The organism is Neptuniibacter sp. QD48_55 (assembly GCF_047778115.1).
In the GTDB taxonomy this organism is placed as follows: Bacteria; Pseudomonadota; Gammaproteobacteria; order Pseudomonadales; family Balneatricaceae; genus Neptuniibacter.
In genome coordinates, this window is record NZ_CP180555.1 from 2,234,491 (window position 1) to 2,253,717 (window position 19,227).

At 42.1% G+C, this 19,227-nt stretch carries 16 protein-coding genes; 4 read left to right on the forward strand and 12 right to left on the reverse strand.

Annotated features, from left to right (window positions below):
* Window positions 1-90: 90 nt before the first annotated feature.
* The 3 genes from ACMXYW_RS10345 to hrpA all read right to left on the reverse strand — a co-directional run bounded on the left by ACMXYW_RS10345 (window position 91) and on the right by hrpA (window position 6,308).
* Window positions 91-792: a VacJ family lipoprotein gene (locus ACMXYW_RS10345; protein ID WP_415897897.1), complete on the reverse strand. Its 702-nt coding sequence runs from the start codon at window positions 790-792 to the stop codon at window positions 91-93.
* Window positions 793-965: 173 nt separating this feature from the next.
* A complete protein-coding gene (locus ACMXYW_RS10350; RefSeq protein ID WP_415903987.1) occupies window positions 966-2,009 on the reverse strand; it encodes a porin in 1,044 nt (347 codons plus the stop codon).
* A gap of 372 nt (window positions 2,010-2,381) precedes the next feature.
* On the reverse strand, window positions 2,382-6,308 hold the full coding sequence (gene hrpA / locus ACMXYW_RS10355; RefSeq protein WP_415903988.1) for an ATP-dependent RNA helicase HrpA: 3,927 nt from the start codon (window positions 6,306-6,308) through the stop codon (window positions 2,382-2,384).
* A 203-nt stretch (window positions 6,309-6,511) separates the two neighbouring features.
* Between hrpA and ACMXYW_RS10360 the strand changes: the two genes are divergently transcribed.
* The 4 genes from ACMXYW_RS10360 (at window position 6,512) to hpaR (ending at window position 10,412) form a co-directional block, all read left to right on the forward strand.
* Entirely contained in the window at window positions 6,512-7,756 is a 1,245-nt protein-coding gene (locus ACMXYW_RS10360) for a hypothetical protein (RefSeq protein ID WP_415903989.1), read from the forward strand.
* A gap of 11 nt (window positions 7,757-7,767) precedes the next feature.
* Window positions 7,768-8,184 (forward strand): hypothetical protein, encoded by a 417-nt coding sequence (locus ACMXYW_RS10365; protein ID WP_415900678.1) that lies wholly within the window; start codon window positions 7,768-7,770, stop codon window positions 8,182-8,184.
* A complete protein-coding gene (locus ACMXYW_RS10370; RefSeq protein WP_415903990.1) occupies window positions 8,174-9,784 on the forward strand; it encodes a diguanylate cyclase domain-containing protein in 1,611 nt (536 codons plus the stop codon). The genes ACMXYW_RS10365 and ACMXYW_RS10370 overlap by 11 nt, the downstream gene beginning before the upstream one ends.
* A gap of 205 nt (window positions 9,785-9,989) precedes the next feature.
* Window positions 9,990-10,412 carry a homoprotocatechuate degradation operon regulator HpaR gene (hpaR, locus tag ACMXYW_RS10375; RefSeq protein ID WP_415903991.1) on the forward strand — a complete coding sequence of 141 codons (423 nt, stop codon included), beginning with the start codon at window positions 9,990-9,992 and terminating at the stop codon, window positions 10,410-10,412.
* Window position 10,413: 1 nt separating this feature from the next.
* Here the strand turns inward: hpaR and ACMXYW_RS10380 are convergent, their stop codons facing one another.
* The 9 genes from ACMXYW_RS10380 to ACMXYW_RS10420 all read right to left on the reverse strand — a co-directional run bounded on the left by ACMXYW_RS10380 (window position 10,414) and on the right by ACMXYW_RS10420 (window position 19,145).
* Window positions 10,414-11,052, reverse strand: a complete 639-nt coding sequence (locus ACMXYW_RS10380) for a 16S rRNA pseudouridine(516) synthase (RefSeq protein WP_415903992.1) — start codon at window positions 11,050-11,052, stop codon at window positions 10,414-10,416.
* Window positions 11,053-11,127: 75 nt separating this feature from the next.
* On the reverse strand, window positions 11,128-11,559 hold the full coding sequence (locus tag ACMXYW_RS10385; RefSeq protein WP_415903993.1) for a hypothetical protein: 432 nt from the start codon (window positions 11,557-11,559) through the stop codon (window positions 11,128-11,130).
* A gap of 62 nt (window positions 11,560-11,621) precedes the next feature.
* The gene (locus tag ACMXYW_RS10390; protein ID WP_415903994.1) at window positions 11,622-13,085 is read right to left on the reverse strand and encodes an NAD-dependent succinate-semialdehyde dehydrogenase; all 1,464 of its coding nucleotides are present in this window, start codon (window positions 13,083-13,085) and stop codon (window positions 11,622-11,624) included.
* A gap of 55 nt (window positions 13,086-13,140) precedes the next feature.
* The gene (locus ACMXYW_RS10395; protein WP_415903995.1) at window positions 13,141-14,814 is read right to left on the reverse strand and encodes an AMP-binding protein; all 1,674 of its coding nucleotides are present in this window, start codon (window positions 14,812-14,814) and stop codon (window positions 13,141-13,143) included.
* A 35-nt stretch (window positions 14,815-14,849) separates the two neighbouring features.
* A complete protein-coding gene (locus ACMXYW_RS10400) occupies window positions 14,850-15,617 on the reverse strand; it encodes a class II glutamine amidotransferase (RefSeq protein ID WP_415903996.1) in 768 nt (255 codons plus the stop codon).
* 40 nt (window positions 15,618-15,657) lie between these two features.
* The gene (locus ACMXYW_RS10405) at window positions 15,658-16,107 is read right to left on the reverse strand and encodes a bactofilin family protein (protein ID WP_415903997.1); all 450 of its coding nucleotides are present in this window, start codon (window positions 16,105-16,107) and stop codon (window positions 15,658-15,660) included.
* A complete protein-coding gene (locus ACMXYW_RS10410; RefSeq protein ID WP_415903998.1) occupies window positions 16,050-16,997 on the reverse strand; it encodes a peptidoglycan DD-metalloendopeptidase family protein in 948 nt (315 codons plus the stop codon). The genes ACMXYW_RS10405 and ACMXYW_RS10410 overlap by 58 nt, the downstream gene beginning before the upstream one ends.
* Window positions 16,998-17,130: 133 nt before the next feature.
* Window positions 17,131-17,919, reverse strand: a complete 789-nt coding sequence (locus ACMXYW_RS10415) for a TIGR00266 family protein (RefSeq protein WP_415903999.1) — start codon at window positions 17,917-17,919, stop codon at window positions 17,131-17,133.
* A 2-nt stretch (window positions 17,920-17,921) separates the two neighbouring features.
* The gene (locus ACMXYW_RS10420; RefSeq protein ID WP_415904000.1) at window positions 17,922-19,145 is read right to left on the reverse strand and encodes a cation:proton antiporter; all 1,224 of its coding nucleotides are present in this window, start codon (window positions 19,143-19,145) and stop codon (window positions 17,922-17,924) included.
* Window positions 19,146-19,227 lie beyond the last annotated feature (82 nt).

Here is a 19,227-nt window from a genome sequence, read left to right on the forward strand (position 1 = left end):
ATAGATTTTTAGTCACAGATATCACGACTTACAAAAAAGCCCCAATTATATCTGAATAATTGAGGCTTTCATCCACACTAAACTTCTATATTAGAAATTGTTATCGTCGTAGTTTTCAGTATCACCGTCAGCAATATCGAAAGCACGTTTTTGCAAGTAAGCATCACGGATAAAGATATATTTATCACCAGAGATCAACTTTTCACTTTCTAATAGCTGTGCACGCGTATCAATAACACGAGTCACGTAAAGAGCATTACGCGCACCATTATCATCTAGGTGATAAACAGGGTCTACTAGAGTATCTGGGAATTTACCTACGCCATCACGAACAGTCATTGGACCGAAGAAAGGAACAACAAGGTAAGGACCGCTATTAACACCCCAGTAACCTAATGTTTGACCAAAGTCTTCATCGTGCTTTTCAATACCCATTGGTGTAGCAACATCGATAAGGCCTGCTAAACCAAATGTAGAATTAAATGCTACTCGAGCAAAATCTTGGGTTGCATTATCGAACTTACCTTGGAGCAGGTTATTAAAGAATGTACCTACATCAGCAAGGTTTTCAAAAAAGTTATTCACACCAGTTTCAGCTACATCAGGCATCACCGCCTTATAACCTTTTGTTACTGGCTTTAGGGCGTAAGTATCTAGACCGTCATTGAAACTAAACATGGTTCGGTTAAAACCTTCCCAAGGGTCTACATTGACCTCTTCCGCCATAACAGGCTGCGTCAATGCCAAAGAAACAGCACCTGCCGCTAACAAACTGCGAAATTTGGTTTTCATTCAGGATCCTTTCACTTTACCCAATAAATAAGAGGGTATTCTAGCTGAGAAACATCCAGAATAAAAATAGGAAAAAGGCTTAATTATGAGAAGGTTAGTCTAATTAAATTCAAAAACGAAAAAAGGCTTCCCAAAGGAAGCCTTTTTCTGTATTTCCGTAAGGAAATGTCGACTTAGAAGTCTACGCGGTAACCTAGTACTGCGCGATCTTCGTTAGTGTCATCAGAATCATTGTCTACGTATTCAGCGAATACACGACCTTTACCAAGTTTCTGCTGAACACCTAGGCCCCACTGTTCAAGATCAGTGTTGTCAGTCTTGTCTTCGTAGTCAGCGTAACGAGCGTAAACAGAAGTTGCACCCATAGTGTAACGAGCAGCTAGTTCCCAAACGCGCTCATCAGCTAGCTCACCAGAGTCAGCGTCAGTTTCAGCATCTTCGTACTTAGCCATTAGCTCAAGAGCGTCAAGCTTGTATTTAGCTGCAAGACCCCAAACATCTTTTTCGATGTTAGTGTCAACAACGTTTTCAGCAGTCGTAGAACCGTTAGCATTTAGAGTAGCAGCATCAACATCGTTAATACCTTCGATGTGACCGATAGATGCAGATACAGTTAGGTTATTAGCAGAGTAAGTCGCTGCAACGTTGTATGCATCAACAGAATCATCGATAGAATCGTTGTTGTCATCGCCGTCAGTAAGAAGCACAGCACCAGCAATAATCTGGAAGCCATTCATCTTAGGAGAGTAGTAAGCGATAGTACCTTCAGTACGCTTCATGAAGTGACCAGATTTACCAGTAACACCGTTACCTAGGTTAAAACGCTCACCGTAGCCGCCGTCACCTGGGTTGAAGATGTTAGTTGGGCCAGAGATCAATAGGTAGTGTGGGTGGTACTGCTTACCGATAAGTAGCTTACCCCAGTCGCCCTGAGCACCAATGTACTGTAGACGAGTTTTAAGAGCTGTAGATTGGTCAGCGCCAGTAGCGTTGTTAGCTTGAGCTTCCCAGTGGAATAGACCTTTAGTGCCGTCTAGACCTAGATCAACATCACCTTTGATACCAACACGTGAAGACTGATCGTCAACACCAGTGTCGCCGTTGTCTACTTTTTCAAGACCGATACGGAAAGAACCGTATAGAGTAGCGTCAGCCTGTGCGATCATTGGTGCAGTCATAGCGCCAGCAACAGCTAGAGCGATAAGTGACTTTTTCATCAACATTTCCCCTTCAATAATATTCAACATACTAGTAGTGAATTTTTTAATTTTTCTAGCATAACGCATTTAACACGCTATTACGCTATGAAAATACTATAAAAAAAATATATTTCAAATAAATGAAACACATTTTTCTCCTAAAACTTGTCTCGGCAGAGCTATAAAAAACTTTAACTTCTGCCTTATCTCTCTCCTGCTTTAGTACCTATAACGGGGAATTAACTCCATTTAACAAGGCCTTAGCAGACTCCTAGAAATAATTTTCGGGCATTACAACACACCCAAAAGGCTTCTGCAACCTTTGCGGGAGCATTTATTTAGCTGTTAACACCCAACAAAAGTATTACTCCCTAAATTTATTGATCTACATCAATTGGCCACTTTCGCCCACTGCTGCTTAAGACGCTTCTCAGACACCGTTATAGCGGTACCCAACTGTTGAGCAAACAATGAGACGCGAAGCTCTTCAATCATCCAGCGGTAGTTAGTTAATTCCTGATCATAAATACCTTGCGAACAGAGTTTTTCATATCTCTTTTGATACTGTTCAAAACACTGCTGCAATTGATCGCTGTGAAGGCATTCCTGCCTCAAGTTTCGCCTAAATTTCTCAAGTCGAATTTCAATACCCTTTAAATACCTTGGATATTGTTTCAACACGCAAGCCGATTCATGCTTTATAAAACCCTTGTACATTAACTGCGATAGCTGGTGTTTAACATCATTTAAAACCGGCACCTCATTTAACTGCACCTTACCTTTAAGCTGCTTCTGGATGCGGTTATAGGTTTGACAAAGCTCAAGAACATTCCCTAACAGCTTTTCCCCAGCGGGTATAATTTCGCTTTTGCACTTTAAGACAGCTTGCTCAAATTCCTTTTGTTCTCTTATAACACCATGCTCGGGCAATATAATCGAAGCACAGGCCTGCCAAATAATCTCTTGTTCTAATTGAGCTGGCGTATATAGGCCACCGCTTAATAATACACTTTGAGTTATTTGATCCTTCTTCAGTGCCTTCTTTAGATTACGAACCTGCTCCTTCATTGAAAGAAGAGCCAAACGCGCAACCCCTAATCGACTAACTTGGACAGATTCATCTTTATGAGATTTTAAGCATAAGGTTACAGATTCACCTTCATCTTCTAATACAGGGTAAGCCTCTACCTCAACACCAGCATATTTGTTGATTTTGCAGCTTTCTTCTAGCGCCCCAAAATCCCATTCAGTTATACCTTCACGTCCCCATTCACTATCAGATTTCTCTGTTAGCCTTTCATTTATTTGTGAAGCGAATTGATCATTTAAAACATCCCAGCGTCGAGACTCACCTAGCAACCGCCCTTTTTCATCTACTAGCCTAATATTCATAGTCAGATGATCAAGAAGCGCACTCTGCCTTAGATCAGATTCCTGTATTCTAATCCCGGTCATACGAAGCAGGTGATGAGCAAAAACTTCGTATAAATTGCCCACCCCGAATTCAACTGCGTTTATAAATGCTTCGACATAATTTGGCACTGGCACAAAGTGCTTACGCTGCTGTTTAGGTAAGCCTTTTAATATTGCAGAGCACTTTTCTTCAAGCATCCCTGGCACTAGCCATTCCATCTGTTGTAATGGAATCGTATTCAACAATGGCAAGGGAACCTGAAGTGTCACACCATCATCTTTCGCACCTGGCGAGAAGTTATAGAATAACTTCAACTTTGCTGCGTCCCATCTGAAAAAGTCTGGATAAGCGACTACAGACACATGATCAGCGGATCGTTGCAGAATATCCTCTTCTTGCATATGCAAAGCATCAGGTGCTTCTTCCTCAACAGCCTTACGCCACTTTTCAAAAGCGGCGCCATTTACGATATGTTCACCCTTTAGTGATTGCAGACGAAGTCGATAAAACTCATAAAGTTGCTCTTCATCGACAAGCAGATCCTTTCTTCTAGATTTTGCTTCTAACTTTTCAATACCCCTTAACAAAGCACGATTTTTCTTGATGAAAGCTGCTTTGGAATTGAACTCTCCTTCCACCAGCGCCTGTCTAATAAAAATTTCATGAGCGATGAGCGGATCTATTTTCCCATAACTTACTTTACGCTTAGGCACAATGATTAAGCCATACAGCGTAATCTGCTCTGTCGCCACAACCTCTGAGCGCTTTTTCTCCCAATGAGGCTCGCTATAGTTTCGTTTAATTAGATTCGGTGCTAATTTTTCTGCCCAAGATGGATCAATGCGAGCAATGCAACGAGCGTATAGCTGACTGGTCTCGACTAGTTCGGCAGCAATAATCCATTTCGGCTCTTTCTTATAAACAACGGAACCTGGGAATAAAAGGAAACGTCGGTTACGCGCCCCAAGGTATTCTTTATTCTCTTGTTTAAAGCCCATATGACTTAACAAGCCAGCTAAAAGAGAACGATGAATAGCTTCGTAAGAGGCTTCTTGCTCCCTTTCAACAAACTTATCATCTTGTTGTTTAAGCTCTTTACAGATCAGATGCAATTGACGGTGAGTATCACGCCATTCTCGCATACGCATATAAGACAGAAACTGTTTAGCACAGTACTTACGTAATTGATTTTGACTTAACTCCTGCCTTTGCTCTTCATAGTGATCCCATAAATTAACAAAGGATAAAAAGTCAGATTCTTCGTGAGCATACTGGCGATGCTTCTCATCACTAGCTTGACGTTTTTCTTGAGGCCTTTCGCGTGGATCTTGAATGCATAAAGCACTTACAATAATAAGAACTTCACGCAAGCACTTGTTTCTCGCGGCTTCTATTACCATCCGCCCTAAACGCGGATCGATGGGTAGTTTCGATAACTGCCAACCTACGCGCGTGATATTACGTTTAGCATCTACCGCTCCAAGCTCTTGAAGCAGTTTAAAACCATCATTGACAAATCGATTATCTGGCGCATCGACAAAAGGAAATTCTGATATATCACCGAGCTTAAGAGACAGCATCTGAAGAATAACTGCTGCAAGATTCGTTCTACGAATCTCTGCATCCGTAAACTCCGGCCGGGCATTAAAATCTTCTTCAGAATATAAACGTATACAAGTACCTTCGGAGATGCGCCCGCAACGACCCGCACGCTGATTAGCACTCGCTTGAGAGACAGCTTCAATGGGAAGCCTTTGAACCTTCGAGCGGTAACTGTATCGACTGATCCTAGCTAACCCGGCATCAACCACATACTTAATACCGGGCAAGGTTAGGGACGTTTCAGCAACGTTAGTAGATAATATTAATCGAGTTGCTGCTGCCTTACCTGAGCGTTGGAACACCCGATTTTGTTCTGCTAAAGAAAGTCGTGCATATAGAGGAAGTACTTCAGTATGCTTTAATTCAGCTCGCCTAAGAATTTCAGCCGTTTCACGTATTTCACGCTCGCCGGGTAAAAAGATTAATACATCACCTTGCGGCCCTTTACCCTGCTTACGTTCAGTGTCTAAAAGCTCTTCAACTGCAGCAAGAACTCCTTGTTGAAGATCTAGGGCTTTTTCATCTTCAGCTTCAAGCTCATGAAGCGGACGATATAAAACCTCTACGGGATACGTTCGCCCAGACACCTCTATGATAGGTGCATTATTAAAATGCTTAGAGAAGCGTTCTAAATCGATTGTTGCAGAGGTAATGATGACCCTAAGATCGGGGCGCTTAGGAAGAATACGTTTTATATAGCCAAGTAGGAAATCGATATTCAAGCTGCGCTCATGCGCTTCATCGATAATTAGAACTTCATACTGTTCAAGGAAACGATCATGACGGGTTTCACCAAGTAAAATACCATCTGTCATCAACTTGATTTGAGTATTTTCACCCACCTGATCATGGAACCGAACTTGATAGCCTACTCGTTCACCTAAAGGGGTATGCAATTCTTCGGCTATACGACTTGCTACCGTACGAGCAGCCAAACGACGAGGCTGAGTATGGCCAATCAGACCTTTACAACCCAACCCGAGATCTAAACAAATCTTGGGCAGCTGGGTAGTTTTACCTGATCCGGTTTCCCCCGCTAAAACTACCACCTGGTTTTCTTCGATCGCTTTACTGATCTCTTCGCGGCGACTGCTGATAGGAAGATCGGGGTAAGAGATATCTCGATTCAGTTGTTTTCGATTCTCAACCCATTCACACGAAGCTACAAGATCATCGACCAATTTAGTAGCACTTTCCTGATCATCATTTTTAAGCCTTTCAATACGGCGTTTAAAACGAAAACGATCCGATAGTCGACAGCTTTCTAATAGAGACCTGAGCTGTTTTTTACTTTGATTCAAGTGCTTTGCCTTACCCTATATTTTTAATGGTGTAATTCTATAACAGATAGTTCTTTAGGACACCTTTATCGATTTTTATTGCTCTGACTCAGGAATCAGCTAACTTATTAAAATTACTACAACTATTTGAGCAGAATTTTCTAATAAAGACTTCTATAATACCTACAGGCATGAACTCCACGTTGTATCAAGGTTTTCCAGAGATGAAACAAATTTATTTTATTTTTGCTTCCATACTTTTCCTACTTCACTCCTCATTACTTCATGCCGAAAAGACATCTATTAGAGGCTTTTCTACAATCGGATTAGTAAAAAGCAATTCTGGAGATAACCTAAATTTCAGAAGAAACCTTGCGCGCACGGCTGAGGATTCTGACTCATGGTCATTCGAATCAGACACAACATTAGGATTGCAGATTGATACTGTTTTAAACGATCAATGGAGTGCATCAGCTCAGCTTGTTTATAAAAACAGAATTGACCAAAGCATAGAAAATAGCATCGAGTGGGCTTACTTACGCTACCAACCAAGTCCTGACAACCCTTTCAGCTACCGCCTAGGTAGATTAGGTGTTGATGTCTTTATGCTCTCTGAGTACAGAAATGTAGGATATGCATATCTGTGGGCCCGCCCACCTGTCGAGTTTTATAGCCCGCTTGCTTTTGATTATATCGATGGAGCTGACATCACTTACTCCACGTTATTAGAAGAATCCTTTTTTCAAGCCCGCTTAACCGTGGGTACGACACAAAATGATTTTGTATATGACGATGTCACACTTAAGGTTTCTCCAGCTATTGCCTCAAGCCTGCTATGGGAAAGTGACTACTGGAAGTTCAGATTAGGCTACGCCCATATAGAATTAAGTGACCGTGTCGATTTCTATGAACCTTTAATTGATGCACTCGATGACAGCACTCCGTTATGGCCTGAAGCAGCATCGGCTGCTGACGATCTCAACTTGAAAGGGAAAAAGTTCGACTACTATACGCTTGGCCTTACCTTCGATAATAACCAATGGGTTATTCAAACCGAACTCAATCAAGTTAAAACCAAAGATAATATATTCACTTCCTCACACAGTGGATATCTTAGCGTCGGTAGAAGAATCGGTGATTATACCCTTTACGGCATAGGCTCCATCATTGAGAACACTGATGAAATAAATCAAGTAGCCGCCGTGCCTGATTTGTTACCGGCTCTAGTAAAAGCCCAACTAACCGGCTTAAGAGACATAGTTCAGGATCAATATAATCAAACAGGAGTAGATCAGAAATCACTCGGCCTAGGCGTTCGTTGGGATATTTATCACAACACCGCCATAAAATTCCAATGGGATAGAACTTGGATAAAACCGCATGGCGCTGGCTTATGGGCTAAAGATTCATCGTTAACAACAGATGAAACTGTAGATACTTTCTCAATCAACGTGAACTTTTTGTTCTGAGGGCTGAGACGATGAAGTATCTAATATATATCCTCTCCTCATTGCTGATCACCATAGAGGCTTCAGCTGAAATGATTGTGATCTCTCACCCTGAGAGCCAAGTAGATAAATTGAGCAAAAAACAGGTAATTGACCTATATATGGGACGTGTACAGCATTTCCCTAATGGTGGAAAAGCCTCAACACTTGATATGCCAGCTGATTCGGACCACAGGGCTAAATTTTATAAAGGCCTGACAGGTAAATCCCTACCCCAAATCAATGCGTACTGGGCTAGACTGATATTCGCAGGTCGAGCAACACCGCCTCAGTCAGTAGAATCATCAGAAGAAGTTATCGCTACCATTATGAAAGATACTACTGCTATAGGTTATATCGAAAAATCAGAGTTAGTGAGTTCGGTTAAGGTTATAGCGCATGTTGAGTAATTCACTCAATGCAAAGCTCTCTATAAGAACGGGCATTACCATTGCGCTGTTTGCTTGTTTATTTCTCTTTATCTCGGCGATAGTTCTTTTCCAACTTTCTTATAAAGAAGAACTTGATGAAATCCACAAAAGCCTGCAACAACTAGTTAAAACGGTTGAGCAGAGCGCGAAAGTTGCCGTTTATCTTGAAAACGAAGAGCTTGGTACGGAAATCACACATGGTCTCATTATCAATGACAATGTGTCTGGCGTAATTCTAAATAGCGATACAGGCATGTTGTTAACCGCGGGAGACATTTCTATCAGGCCCAAAGCGCGGTTAGTTGTTTTAAAATTAAGCGACCCTTTTACGCCCGCACTACCAATAGGAAAGTTAACCTTAATACCCAATCAGGAGCTAATTGAAGCAACAGCAAAGAAACGAGCGCTGTCACATATCATCATATTTGGTGTAAATTCCATCTTTGTTGTTTTGCTCGTGATCATGTTAGTCAATCGACTTTTAGCAGCTCCACTTAAAAAGATTGCTCAACAACTCCACATCATAAAACCTGGGACCAGCCAACGAATTATTACGCCAACGGGACACGATCAGGATGAAATTGGGCAACTGGTAAAAGACAGCAATAATCTGCTTAGGCAGATGCAAAAAACCATCCAACAAAAGAATCAACTATTCGATGAAGTCCAGAAACTAGAACAGAAATTCCGCTTATTGTTTGACAATGCCCGCGTGGGAATTGCATTAGTAAACATGGATGGTCAATTACTGATGAACAACCCAGCTTTTGCCAACATTGTTGGCGAAAAAGCATGCCAGTACTTTTCCGAGAACCAAACACGAAAGCTGATTGAACTATTTGAAGAAAGGGATCATTTAGCAAGAGCAATTCAGAAAGCACTTACGTCCCCAACGCCTGTTTCTCTGGACTTAAGCCTCAGAATAGAGGACGAAATTGATCGCCACTTACATTGCATTCTTTCACAAGTACTCGATGAGAGCGATGAAGTTCTTTTAGAGCTAGTCATTTATGACATTTCAGAACGAGTATTCCGTGAGCAGAAAGCTCGCCACGAGTCAGAAGTTGATACACTCACCGGCCTCCTGAATCGTCGTGGTTGCAAACGCCTTATTAAACAGTCGTTAATGAAACAACCAAATAATCAACACGCAGTTATGCTAATAGATCTTGATCACTTTAAACCGATTAATGATACCTATGGTCATGATGCAGGGGACAGGGTGCTTAAGGAGGTTTCCAATCGATTTGGTTCTGCCTTGCGTAAATCAGACCTACTTTCTCGCTGGGGCGGGGATGAATTCTTGATTTTTATTTCAAGCGAAGCAGATTCTTTAGAAGATGAGGTTTCCACCATAGCAGAAAAGATATTAAGACTGCTTGAAGCAGACATAGACCTCGGTTCTGGCCAGGCTGATCGAGTAGGTGCAAGCATCGGTATTGCATTAGCACCTCGTCATGGCACGGATCTTAACGCTCTAATTAAAGCGGCTGATATCACCATGTATCAAATCAAAAAACAGGGAAAAAATAACTATCTAATCTATGATGAATCTGAGGGTATGGAAAATACGGGATAAATGCCCTTCCTCTCTAAGCAAGAGATTAAATAGAAAATTAATACGTTAAATACCTCTTAAATCTAAGCATTTTGCTAATTTATGCCCCATTATGTAACAGAGTCGTAAAAAAACCTTATACATTAGGAGGAAATATTCGGTTAAGCCTTGCACATTAGTTCCCGAATCCCGACAATGCGCACAATATTTTTGAAAGATCATTCACATGCGTACATTAGAAGATTCTCTACCCCTACAATTGCTGAAAGCTCGTGAAGCTACGCTGTCTTTTGTTAGACCCTTATTACAAGAGAATTCTCTCACAGAACAGCAATGGCGGGTCTTGCAAACAATCAAATCCCACCAAGAGCTAGAATCAAAAGCTCTTGCTGAGCTATGCTGTATTTTAAGCCCAAGCTTAACAGGTATACTCAAACGCTTAGAGCAGCAGGGCTACATCCAGCGCAGAAAATCAGAAGAAGATAAGCGTCGTATTTTGATTAGTCTGACAGGCAAGTCAGTTGATCTACTGGAGCACCTAACACCTGCTGTAGAAGAGCGTTATCAGGCATTTTCTGAACGTTATGATCAAGATAAACTAAAACAGCTAATGACTTTATTAGCAGAAATTGAAGCGATAGAGCCCTAATTTAAGACTTTGCAAAAAGAGCAACCTCATCTTCTAGCAACTCTCTACTCTCCCCCGGCGACAAGGATCTATCTAAATCTAAATCGCCAATAGAAAGCCTCTGCAAACCTACAACGGCGTTTCTAAACCGTCCAAACATTCGCTTTATCTGATGATAACGACCTTCTTGTAGAGTTACCAAAGCAGTATGTGAACCTATGATCTCAAGACCTGCAGGTTTTGTGGTTATATCCTCAAAAGGGAAATACATCCCTTCCGCAAAAGCAGAAATGTAATCGTTAGATAAAGGCTTCTCAAGCTCTACTTTATAACGCTTCGCTACCTTCGTGTCCGGAGAAGCTATCCGACTAGACCATTCACCATCATTGGTTAACAGCAATAAGCCAGTAGAATTGAGATCTAAGCGACCGGCAATATGTAAATCACTGTAAGCATCTAACAGCAGATCAATAACTGTGGGGTGGATCGAATCTTTAGTCGCGCTGACATAACCAACCGGCTTATTCATCATCAAGTAGACAGGACGTTTATCCTGAAGAACCTCTCCGTCACACTCAATTCTCGAAAATCTATCGACCACCTGATTCACCGCCGCTGCAGGCACCCCATCCACTAATACCTTCTTTTGGGCGATGAGCATCCTAACATCCCCACGATTAGAAGGAGTTCTAGCAGCAAGAAAACGATCGAGGCGAGACTTATTAAAAGACATAAATTACTTCGGTTTTTCTTCCAACGATAAGGGATCTAAGGGATCGTCTAGTTCACCCTCTAGCCACGAATCCATATCTGGCTTTTCAGGCTTCGACTTCTGGAAATCAGGTAACTGCGGTTTGTCATCAATGACCCAACCCTCTGATAAATCAGCATCATCCAACTTTGGTTCAGGTGGCTCCAGTGGCAAAGGGTCGCTCTCAAAGCCAGACCAATCAATATCCCCCATCATAACACCGTCTTCAAAGTCATCGGTGGGGACAGCAACGCATAAATTTTCAATCGTTGCTTCTTTTAAAGACTCTACATCCGCACAAAAATGGACATCTTTTTCGCATTGATTACAAAACCTTACAAATGGGTCCTCAGTTTTATCCAAATCATCCCAAGCTTTAGGGCACTTGTAATTAATCTTACAATCTCTTTTATCCACTGGGACCTCTACTAAGACGTCAATAATTCAAGCTTATTATCATGTATAAGGATAAACAAAATCTAAGCGTTTAAACCGCCCATACAGATATATTTTGTTTCTAAATAATCATCCAACCCATATTTAGATCCCTCTCGACCATGACCTGATTCTTTAACACCACCAAAGGGAATTAGCTCTGAGCTGATAGCCGTCTCATTAACACCTACCATCCCATATTCGAGCGCTTCTGATACCTGCCAAATGCGCGAAATGTCTTGTGTATAGATATATGAAGCTAGGCCAAAAGAAGTGTCATTAGCCATGGCAATGGCCTCTGCATCCGTTTTGAATTTAATGACAGGCGCCACTGGACCAAAAATTTCTTTACTAAAGATATCCATATCAGCTTGCACGTCAGCCAGGACTGTTGGCTCATAAAACCAACCATCACTTTCTGCAGGTTTACCACCTACTACCAATCTCGCCCCTTGATCAAGCGCTCCAGTCACGACAGATCCAATGCCGTCCAACGCTTTCTCAGTTATTACAGGACCGAGTGTTGTCTTTGCATCAAAACCATCGCCTAAACGGAACTCTTTAATAGCCTGTGTGAATTTAGCCAAGAAGCGATCATAAATACCTTCTTGTACTAACAAACGATTTGCACAGATACAGGTCTGACCAGAATTTCTAAATTTAGAAGCTAGCGCTCCAGCAACCGCTAGATCGATATCTGCATCATTAAAGACAATCACTGGCGCATTACCGCCCAATTCCATTGATGTACGCTTAACGGTATCGGCACACTGTCGCAGCAATAGCTTTCCTACGGGAGTGGATCCGGTGAAGGTAAGCTTTTTAACGATCGAGCTAGCAGTAAGAACCTCACCAACCTCTTCAGCCTTAAGGCAAGGCAAGACATTGAATACTCCGGCAGGAACTCCTGCTCGAATTGCCAGCTCTGCTAAAGCCAATGCTGATAGTGGTGTTTCAGGAGCAGGCTTGAGTACAATTGCACAACCAGCAGCTAACGCAGGAGCTACTTTGCGCGTAATCATGGCATTAGGGAAATTCCAAGGTGTTATGGCTACAACAACGCCTACAGGTTGTTTAATTACAAAACTGCGTCGATCTTGAGCGGAAGGTAAGATATCACCATAAATACGTTTAGCTTCTTCAGCAAACCACTTCAGATAAGATGCTCCGTACAGTATCTCACCCTTAGCTTCGGCAAGGGGCTTACCTTGCTCAAGCGTTAAAATCGATGCGAGATCATCGGCATATTCAATAATAAGATCATGCCAATGTTGCAGCACATTCGAACGCTCAGTGGGCGACTTTAATTTCCAATCTTGCATCGATATTTGAGCAGCCTCAATCGCGTTCTGTGCCTCGTGCTCTCCAACATCTGCCACATGAGAAATTATCTCGCCATTAGCAGGGTTAAAAACTGGAAATTCAGCCCGACTCTTCGCATCTACCCATTCACCATTGATAAAAGCCTGTCCCCGTAACAGACTAGGATCGCTCAAACTAAATCCCATACTTCACCTTCATTTAGGTAGGCCAGCAAAAAACGGGCGAAGCCCTACAACTCGACTATATTCGCTTACGCATCTTTTGCAGACGATTTAATTCTTCTTCTAATAACGAACGTCTTAACACCTTGCCGACATTAGACTTAGGTAAGTGAGTTCTAAACTCAACCAATCGTGGCACTTTATAAGAAGTTAAACGTTCGCGGCAATATTCACGCACTTGCTTAACTGATAAACGTCGATTGGAAGTCACGACAAATAGCTTAATGACTTCACCACATGTTTCATCAGGCAATCCAACTACAGCACACTCTACAACATCAGGATGGCTGGATATGGTGTTTTCTAATTCATTGGGATAAACAGGAAAGCCTGAGATATTAATAATGTCTTTCTTGCGATCAACAATACGCAAGGTTCCATCATCTAAAAGACGAGCAATATCGCCTGTAGCTAACCAGCCATTAGAATCTGGAATCGATGAATCATCCCTCAAATAACCTGACATAACCTGAGGCCCTCGAACATAGAGTTCACCGGTTTCTCCAGAACAGAGATCTTCCCCTTGTTCCCCAACAATACGCACCTCTGTCAGCGGTAAAGGCCTACCTACAGATCCATATCGGGAGTTATGCGGTTCCTCTATAGCTACAACAGGAGAAGCCTCGGTAAGGCCATAACCTTGTATGATTTGGCAGCCCGTTATACTTTCCCACTCATCACTTACAGAACGCGTTAACGCCATGCCTCCTGAAAGAGTTAGCTTTAAACGCGTCATATCTAACTGATTGAACAGGCTATTTCGACAAAGTGAAACAAACAAAGTATTGATGCCTGAAAAAACAGTGAAATCCCACCGACCGAGTTCATTAACTAAACCTTGGATGTCGCGGGGATTTGTAATCAGTACGACTTGGGCACCCAAAACAGGCATGACTAAACAATTCAGCAGAAAACCATAGATGTGATAAAGCGGTAAGGGAGCAATTGCAATCTCTTCACCCGCTCTTAACGTATCAGGTAACCGATGCTTCAACTGCAACACATTCGAAATCAAATTTCGATGACTCAGCACCGCACCTTTTGGTGTGCCCGTTGTACCTACAGTGTATTGGATCAGCACAGGCTGCTCTGCATCACACTGCACTTTTTCTAAGGTGTAGTGCGCGCCTTTAGCAAGTGCTTCTCGAAAACCAACCGCCTCCCTTAATCTATATTTAGGGACGATTTTACGTAAATACTTCGCAGAGCAATTGATCATTAAACGGCGCATTAAAGGATGGATATCACCCAGCTCCGTGACCAATACTGTATGGATATTAGATTGAGGTAACACCTCTTCTAACAGATGAGCACTATTAGCAAGAATGATAACCCCTTTAACATCAGCATCTTTAAATTGATGCAAGGTTTCAGCAGCGGTGTAAAGCGGATTGGTATTAACGATGACTAAGCCGACCCTAAGTGCCGCCAGTACTGCAATTGGGTATTGCAAGGTATTCGGCAATTGAATGCCAATTCGATCACCAGGCTCTAGGGAAGTACAATTTTGTAGGTAAGCCGCTAATTTCTCAGCAAGGCTATCAAGCTCAGCGTAAGTTAACGTCGCTCCCATATGGGTAAAAGCATCTTTATACGCAAAGTTTTGGCAAGCACTATCAAGAAGTTCCGTGACACTCCCAACACTTTGGATATGTAGCTTTAACTGTTCGAGAGAATCTCGTTTTACACTCACCTGAAAAGCTCCTTATACTCAGGCTAAATTGTCCTTTATTGCGGTATACCTTCAACAAAGGTCACCAAATCTCCTGGTTCCAGAGCAATCCAATCCTCATTATCTGTTAAGGGGACCGTCGCAATCACGGTGACGATATCTTTCGGAGTGGTTTCTTTAACAAAATCCACTTTCATTTCACAGTCTGTCAGACTCGCTTCGCCGAAAGGTGCTTTACGGGTCAGCCAAGACAGTTTACTGCCACAAAATGCGAATAAATGGGTAGATTCAGTTAAGAGCATATTAAATACACCTAGCGCTCTTAGCTGTTCGCAACGCTGCTTGATGAATTCTGAAAGCTCATCAAAGTTCTCTGGGCGTTGAGGAAATGCTTGCCTGATCTCACCTAATAACCAACAGAATGCATACTCACTATCGGTGGTTCCCACCGGGTGATAAAAGGAGAGCGGCTTATCAAATAAAGCTTTATCTAACTGCCCATTGTGCGCAAACGTCCATGTATAGCCCCATAGTTCCCTCTGAAAAGGGTGAGTATTTTCGAGGCAGATATTACCTACATTCGCTTGCCGAATATGACTAATAACCACATGACTTTTAATAGGGTGCTCTTTAACTAAACGTGCAATTTTAGAATCTACACTGGGGTTAGGATCATGAAAGCAACGCGCACCTTTACCTTCATAGAAAGCGATGCCCCAACCATCTTTGTGAGGCCCTGTTCCACCACCGCGCTGCATAAGCCCGGCAAAGGAAAAGCAGATATCAGTAGGTACATTGGCACTCATACCCAACAATTCACACATCGCTACAATCCTTAATCAAAGACAAAGAGTCTATGGAGATTTATTCTGATTTACCTTCCAGAACAATCTTATCGGGTAGTGAATCAATAGCATCAGAACCCGATTCGATTTTACTGCTTTCATCCATAAGTGCAGACGTTTCTTTCATTCGACGCTCGCCGACAAAACAACCATCGGGATGAATAGACATCTGTTTGCTTTCGACAGTTGCACGAACTTGCCCACCGGCATCGATGTGCAGTTCGTCACAGATAATTTCACCTTCAAGAATGCCACACACATCAACACCGCGAGCTTTAATAAGCCCACGTACGTGACCAGATTTCCCGATAGAGATATTATCTAGAGAACTCACATTGCCTTCGAACATACCATCGATGTGCATTTTACCGACGATACTCATATCACCACAAAACTTATTGCCTTCTGCAATTATTGTAATGGCTGATTGTGCAGGTTTAGCGGATACATTTCTTTTAAGGATGCCCATTTAACTCCCTTAACCTTTGTAAACAAAGAATCAAAATTTGTTATGTCCCAGGAGAGGAATGGTTCGGGATCAATTGCTGTATACATATGGCGAATCTCATAATGCAGATGCGGTCCAGTAGACATGCCCGTATTACCACTTAATCCTATCAGCTGTCCCTTACTGACAAGATCTCCAGTTTTTACTTTTAAAGCATCCAGATGCGCAAAGTAAGTTTTAAACCCAAAGTTATGCTGAACCTTAATCAGCTTACCAAAGGATTTATTGAAAGCAGCATATTCAACGACGCCATCAGCTGTCGCATAAACAGGCGTGCCTCTATTTGCTTTAAAATCTATACCATGATGCATCACCCGTTTTTTACGTACCGGGTGAAAACGAGATCCATACTTATCCGTAATCCTAATTGCTTGAATCGGCACACCGTTAGGAATACTGTGTAAAAAAAATAAACGTTTATTCGCCTCGATAGTTAGTTGCTCAGCTTTAAGCGGGTCAATCTCATCTGAAGGTTCTAAACCTAATAAGGCTTCCAATCCATCGAGCGAATTATTGAACGACGTGTTCAATTCACCAATTCGGATGTTCTCTTCCTCTAACTTATCTCGCTCAGTTTTTATAGTGCTAAGAGATAAACTAAGCTCTTTTAATTCCTCTACGTAGAGCTGTTGGGAACCAACAATCAATTCATAATTTTCGCTTAGTACCTGATGATCTTCTTCTAACTCAGATAGATCATCCGTTGTAACAACTAACAGCGTATTCGAAACGAAAAAACTGATTGCTGACAAAATCAAAAATACCAGCAATACATATTTTGCTATTTGGTTAACCGTATATTGGCGAGAGCCATATACAGTGGTTAAAGTTATAACCAGTTTATTTCTCAAGATAACACCTGTAACGACTTGAGATGGGTAAAAACGAGCCTCTAAATATACCCATTTTTATATCCATTGTCATAGTCATTACAGGCTAAAGGCATAGATAATAAAGGGAATTATTCTATTGTGTAATAAGGCATTAATCTCCGTCCAACATTCGGCCAATACCGCCTAAAACAGAACCTTCACCCTTATCACTACCACCCGATGATGGCGCTGATGCAATTAAGCGATCAGCAAGACGTGAGAATGGCAAGCTTTGAACCCAAACACTACCTGTTCCTTTAAGCGTGGCAAGCCAAAGCCCCTCGCCCCCAAAGATCATCGATTTGAGGCCTTTAACCATTTCAATATCGTATTCAATTCCTTCGGTAAAACCGACTAGGCAGCCCGTATCAACCCTTAGGGTTTCATCATTTAACTCTTTACGTACAACCGTGCCACCTGCCTGCACAAACGCCATACCATCGCCTTCAAGCCTCTGCAGGATAAAACCTTCACCGCCAAAGAAACCCACACCAATTTTCTTAGAAAAGGCGATTTCCACTTTGGTTCCTAAAGCAGCACACAAGAAAGCATCCTTCTGACAAATTACCTTCTCACCATAATCGGCTAAATTAAGAGGTACGATGCTACCCGGGTAAGGCGCAGCAAAAGCAACTCGCTTCTTGCCGCTACCCTCGTTTCCAAAATGCGTCATGAACACGGACTCACCCATAACCATGCGCTTACCTGCAGAAAAGAGCTTACCCATTAAGCCTTGATCAGGCTCAGAACCATCTCCCATCTTGGTTTCAAAATTAATGCCCTCTTCCATGTAATTCATCATGCCGGCTTCGGCAATCACTTTCTCACCTGGATCTAACTCCACTTCAACGATTTGAAGTGATTCACCAATAATTTCGTAATCGACCTCATGACAACGCATTTTTACGTCCTTTTATCTAACTTATTTATGAGTAAAGGTGTCGTAGTCGCCTGTATACCTAACGAAAACAGAACAACACCGTATGCTATAGATTGAATAGTAAACCAAGCATCAATTTCAAGAGGCAGGGATAATGCCAATGCAATAGCTACAGCACCTCGCATACCTCCCCAATATAAAATCAGTTGATCACGCCAATCTATCTCCATCCCAGGCAATAAATTTATAACTGGCGCTGTAAACAATAACCCTGAGGCCCTTGCCAATAGCACTGATCCAATACCGATCAACATCGCTAGCCATTGCAGCTCAAACATCCCCCAAGTAATCGTGACACCTAAAAGCACAAAAATTAGGGCACTCGCAAGGTGGTTGTTGAATTCCCAGAAAGAGAATAAGAACTGCTTATCAGATGCAGTTCCGTTTCTGCGTATCAACTGACCAAAGCCTAGCCCTGTGACTAAAACACTCATGACACCTGATAGATGTAGAAAGTACTCAGCGACCAAGTAACCAACATAAGCTGCACATATTGTTAATATGATTCGACTAAAATGATTGGAAATCATTAAAAACAGGCACCCAAAGACCAGTAGTGTTCCTCCACCTACGGCAAGACCACCTAGAAAAATTTTCAAGAATTCACCAAGCGAATAAGCAAAGCTAATCTCATTGCCCGGCATTAGGAGCAAACTGCTTAAAATGCCGAACAGCAAAATAGCTAAGGCATCATTAAATAAACTCTCCCCTTCTAGAAGCGTCACCAGTCGATCAGAAGCACCAACCTGCTTTAACAAACTGATAACAGCTGCTGGATCAGTAGCTGACAATATCGCACCCGTCAGCAGCGCTGTGCTAAAAGTAAAATAGGCAGGAAAACCAATTCCCCAGAAAAGAAGCCCAGCACTCATGATTGTGGCGAAAAGCATTAAAGGGATTGATAACAGCAAAATAGCGGCTAGATTCTGCAGCAAGTTTTTAATATCAATACGCAAAGTAGATTCGAAGATCAAAGCAGGTAGCAGAAGATAAAAGACCAGATAGTGGTATTGGTCCCAGCGCAGTCCGATATCCATACCTAACGTTGTAATTAACTCAGACCCCATAAATCCAAATACAACCAACAACAAAGCAAAGGGTAACTTAATAAGGGAAGCAATGGGTTTGATAAGCGCGATAGCTAATAGTGCAGAAAGTACCAACAGCAAGATATGAATTATTCCCATCCAATTACCTTCCTTAATCCTGTTTAACTAAGTATGTATGAGAATTTAAAAAACACCTCTTACTCGGTTAAAAGTAGCTGGC

What these genes read in the sequence shown, in the direction of transcription:
- ACMXYW_RS10360 (WP_415903989.1), top strand. Translation starts at nt 6,512, where the DNA reads ATGAAACAAATTTATTTTATTTTTGCTTCCATACTTTTCCTACTTCAC.
- ACMXYW_RS10400 (WP_415903996.1), bottom strand. Translation starts at nt 15,617, where the DNA reads ATGTGTGAATTGTTGGGTATGAGTGCCAATGTACCTACTGATATCTGC.
- ACMXYW_RS10370 (WP_415903990.1), top strand. Translation starts at nt 8,174, where the DNA reads ATGTTGAGTAATTCACTCAATGCAAAGCTCTCTATAAGAACGGGCATT.
- ACMXYW_RS10415 (WP_415903999.1), bottom strand. Translation starts at nt 17,919, where the DNA reads ATGCGTTGTCATGAGGTCGATTACGAAATTATTGGTGAATCACTTCAA.
- hpaR (WP_415903991.1), top strand. Translation starts at nt 9,990, where the DNA reads ATGCGTACATTAGAAGATTCTCTACCCCTACAATTGCTGAAAGCTCGT.
- ACMXYW_RS10345 (WP_415897897.1), bottom strand. Translation starts at nt 792, where the DNA reads ATGAAAACCAAATTTCGCAGTTTGTTAGCGGCAGGTGCTGTTTCTTTG.
- ACMXYW_RS10365 (WP_415900678.1), top strand. Translation starts at nt 7,768, where the DNA reads ATGAAGTATCTAATATATATCCTCTCCTCATTGCTGATCACCATAGAG.
- ACMXYW_RS10390 (WP_415903994.1), bottom strand. Translation starts at nt 13,085, where the DNA reads ATGGGATTTAGTTTGAGCGATCCTAGTCTGTTACGGGGACAGGCTTTT.
- ACMXYW_RS10405 (WP_415903997.1), bottom strand. Translation starts at nt 16,107, where the DNA reads ATGGGCATCCTTAAAAGAAATGTATCCGCTAAACCTGCACAATCAGCC.
- ACMXYW_RS10380 (WP_415903992.1), bottom strand. Translation starts at nt 11,052, where the DNA reads ATGCTCATCGCCCAAAAGAAGGTATTAGTGGATGGGGTGCCTGCAGCG.
- ACMXYW_RS10420 (WP_415904000.1), bottom strand. Translation starts at nt 19,145, where the DNA reads ATGGGAATAATTCATATCTTGCTGTTGGTACTTTCTGCACTATTAGCT.
- ACMXYW_RS10350 (WP_415903987.1), bottom strand. Translation starts at nt 2,009, where the DNA reads ATGAAAAAGTCACTTATCGCTCTAGCTGTTGCTGGCGCTATGACTGCA.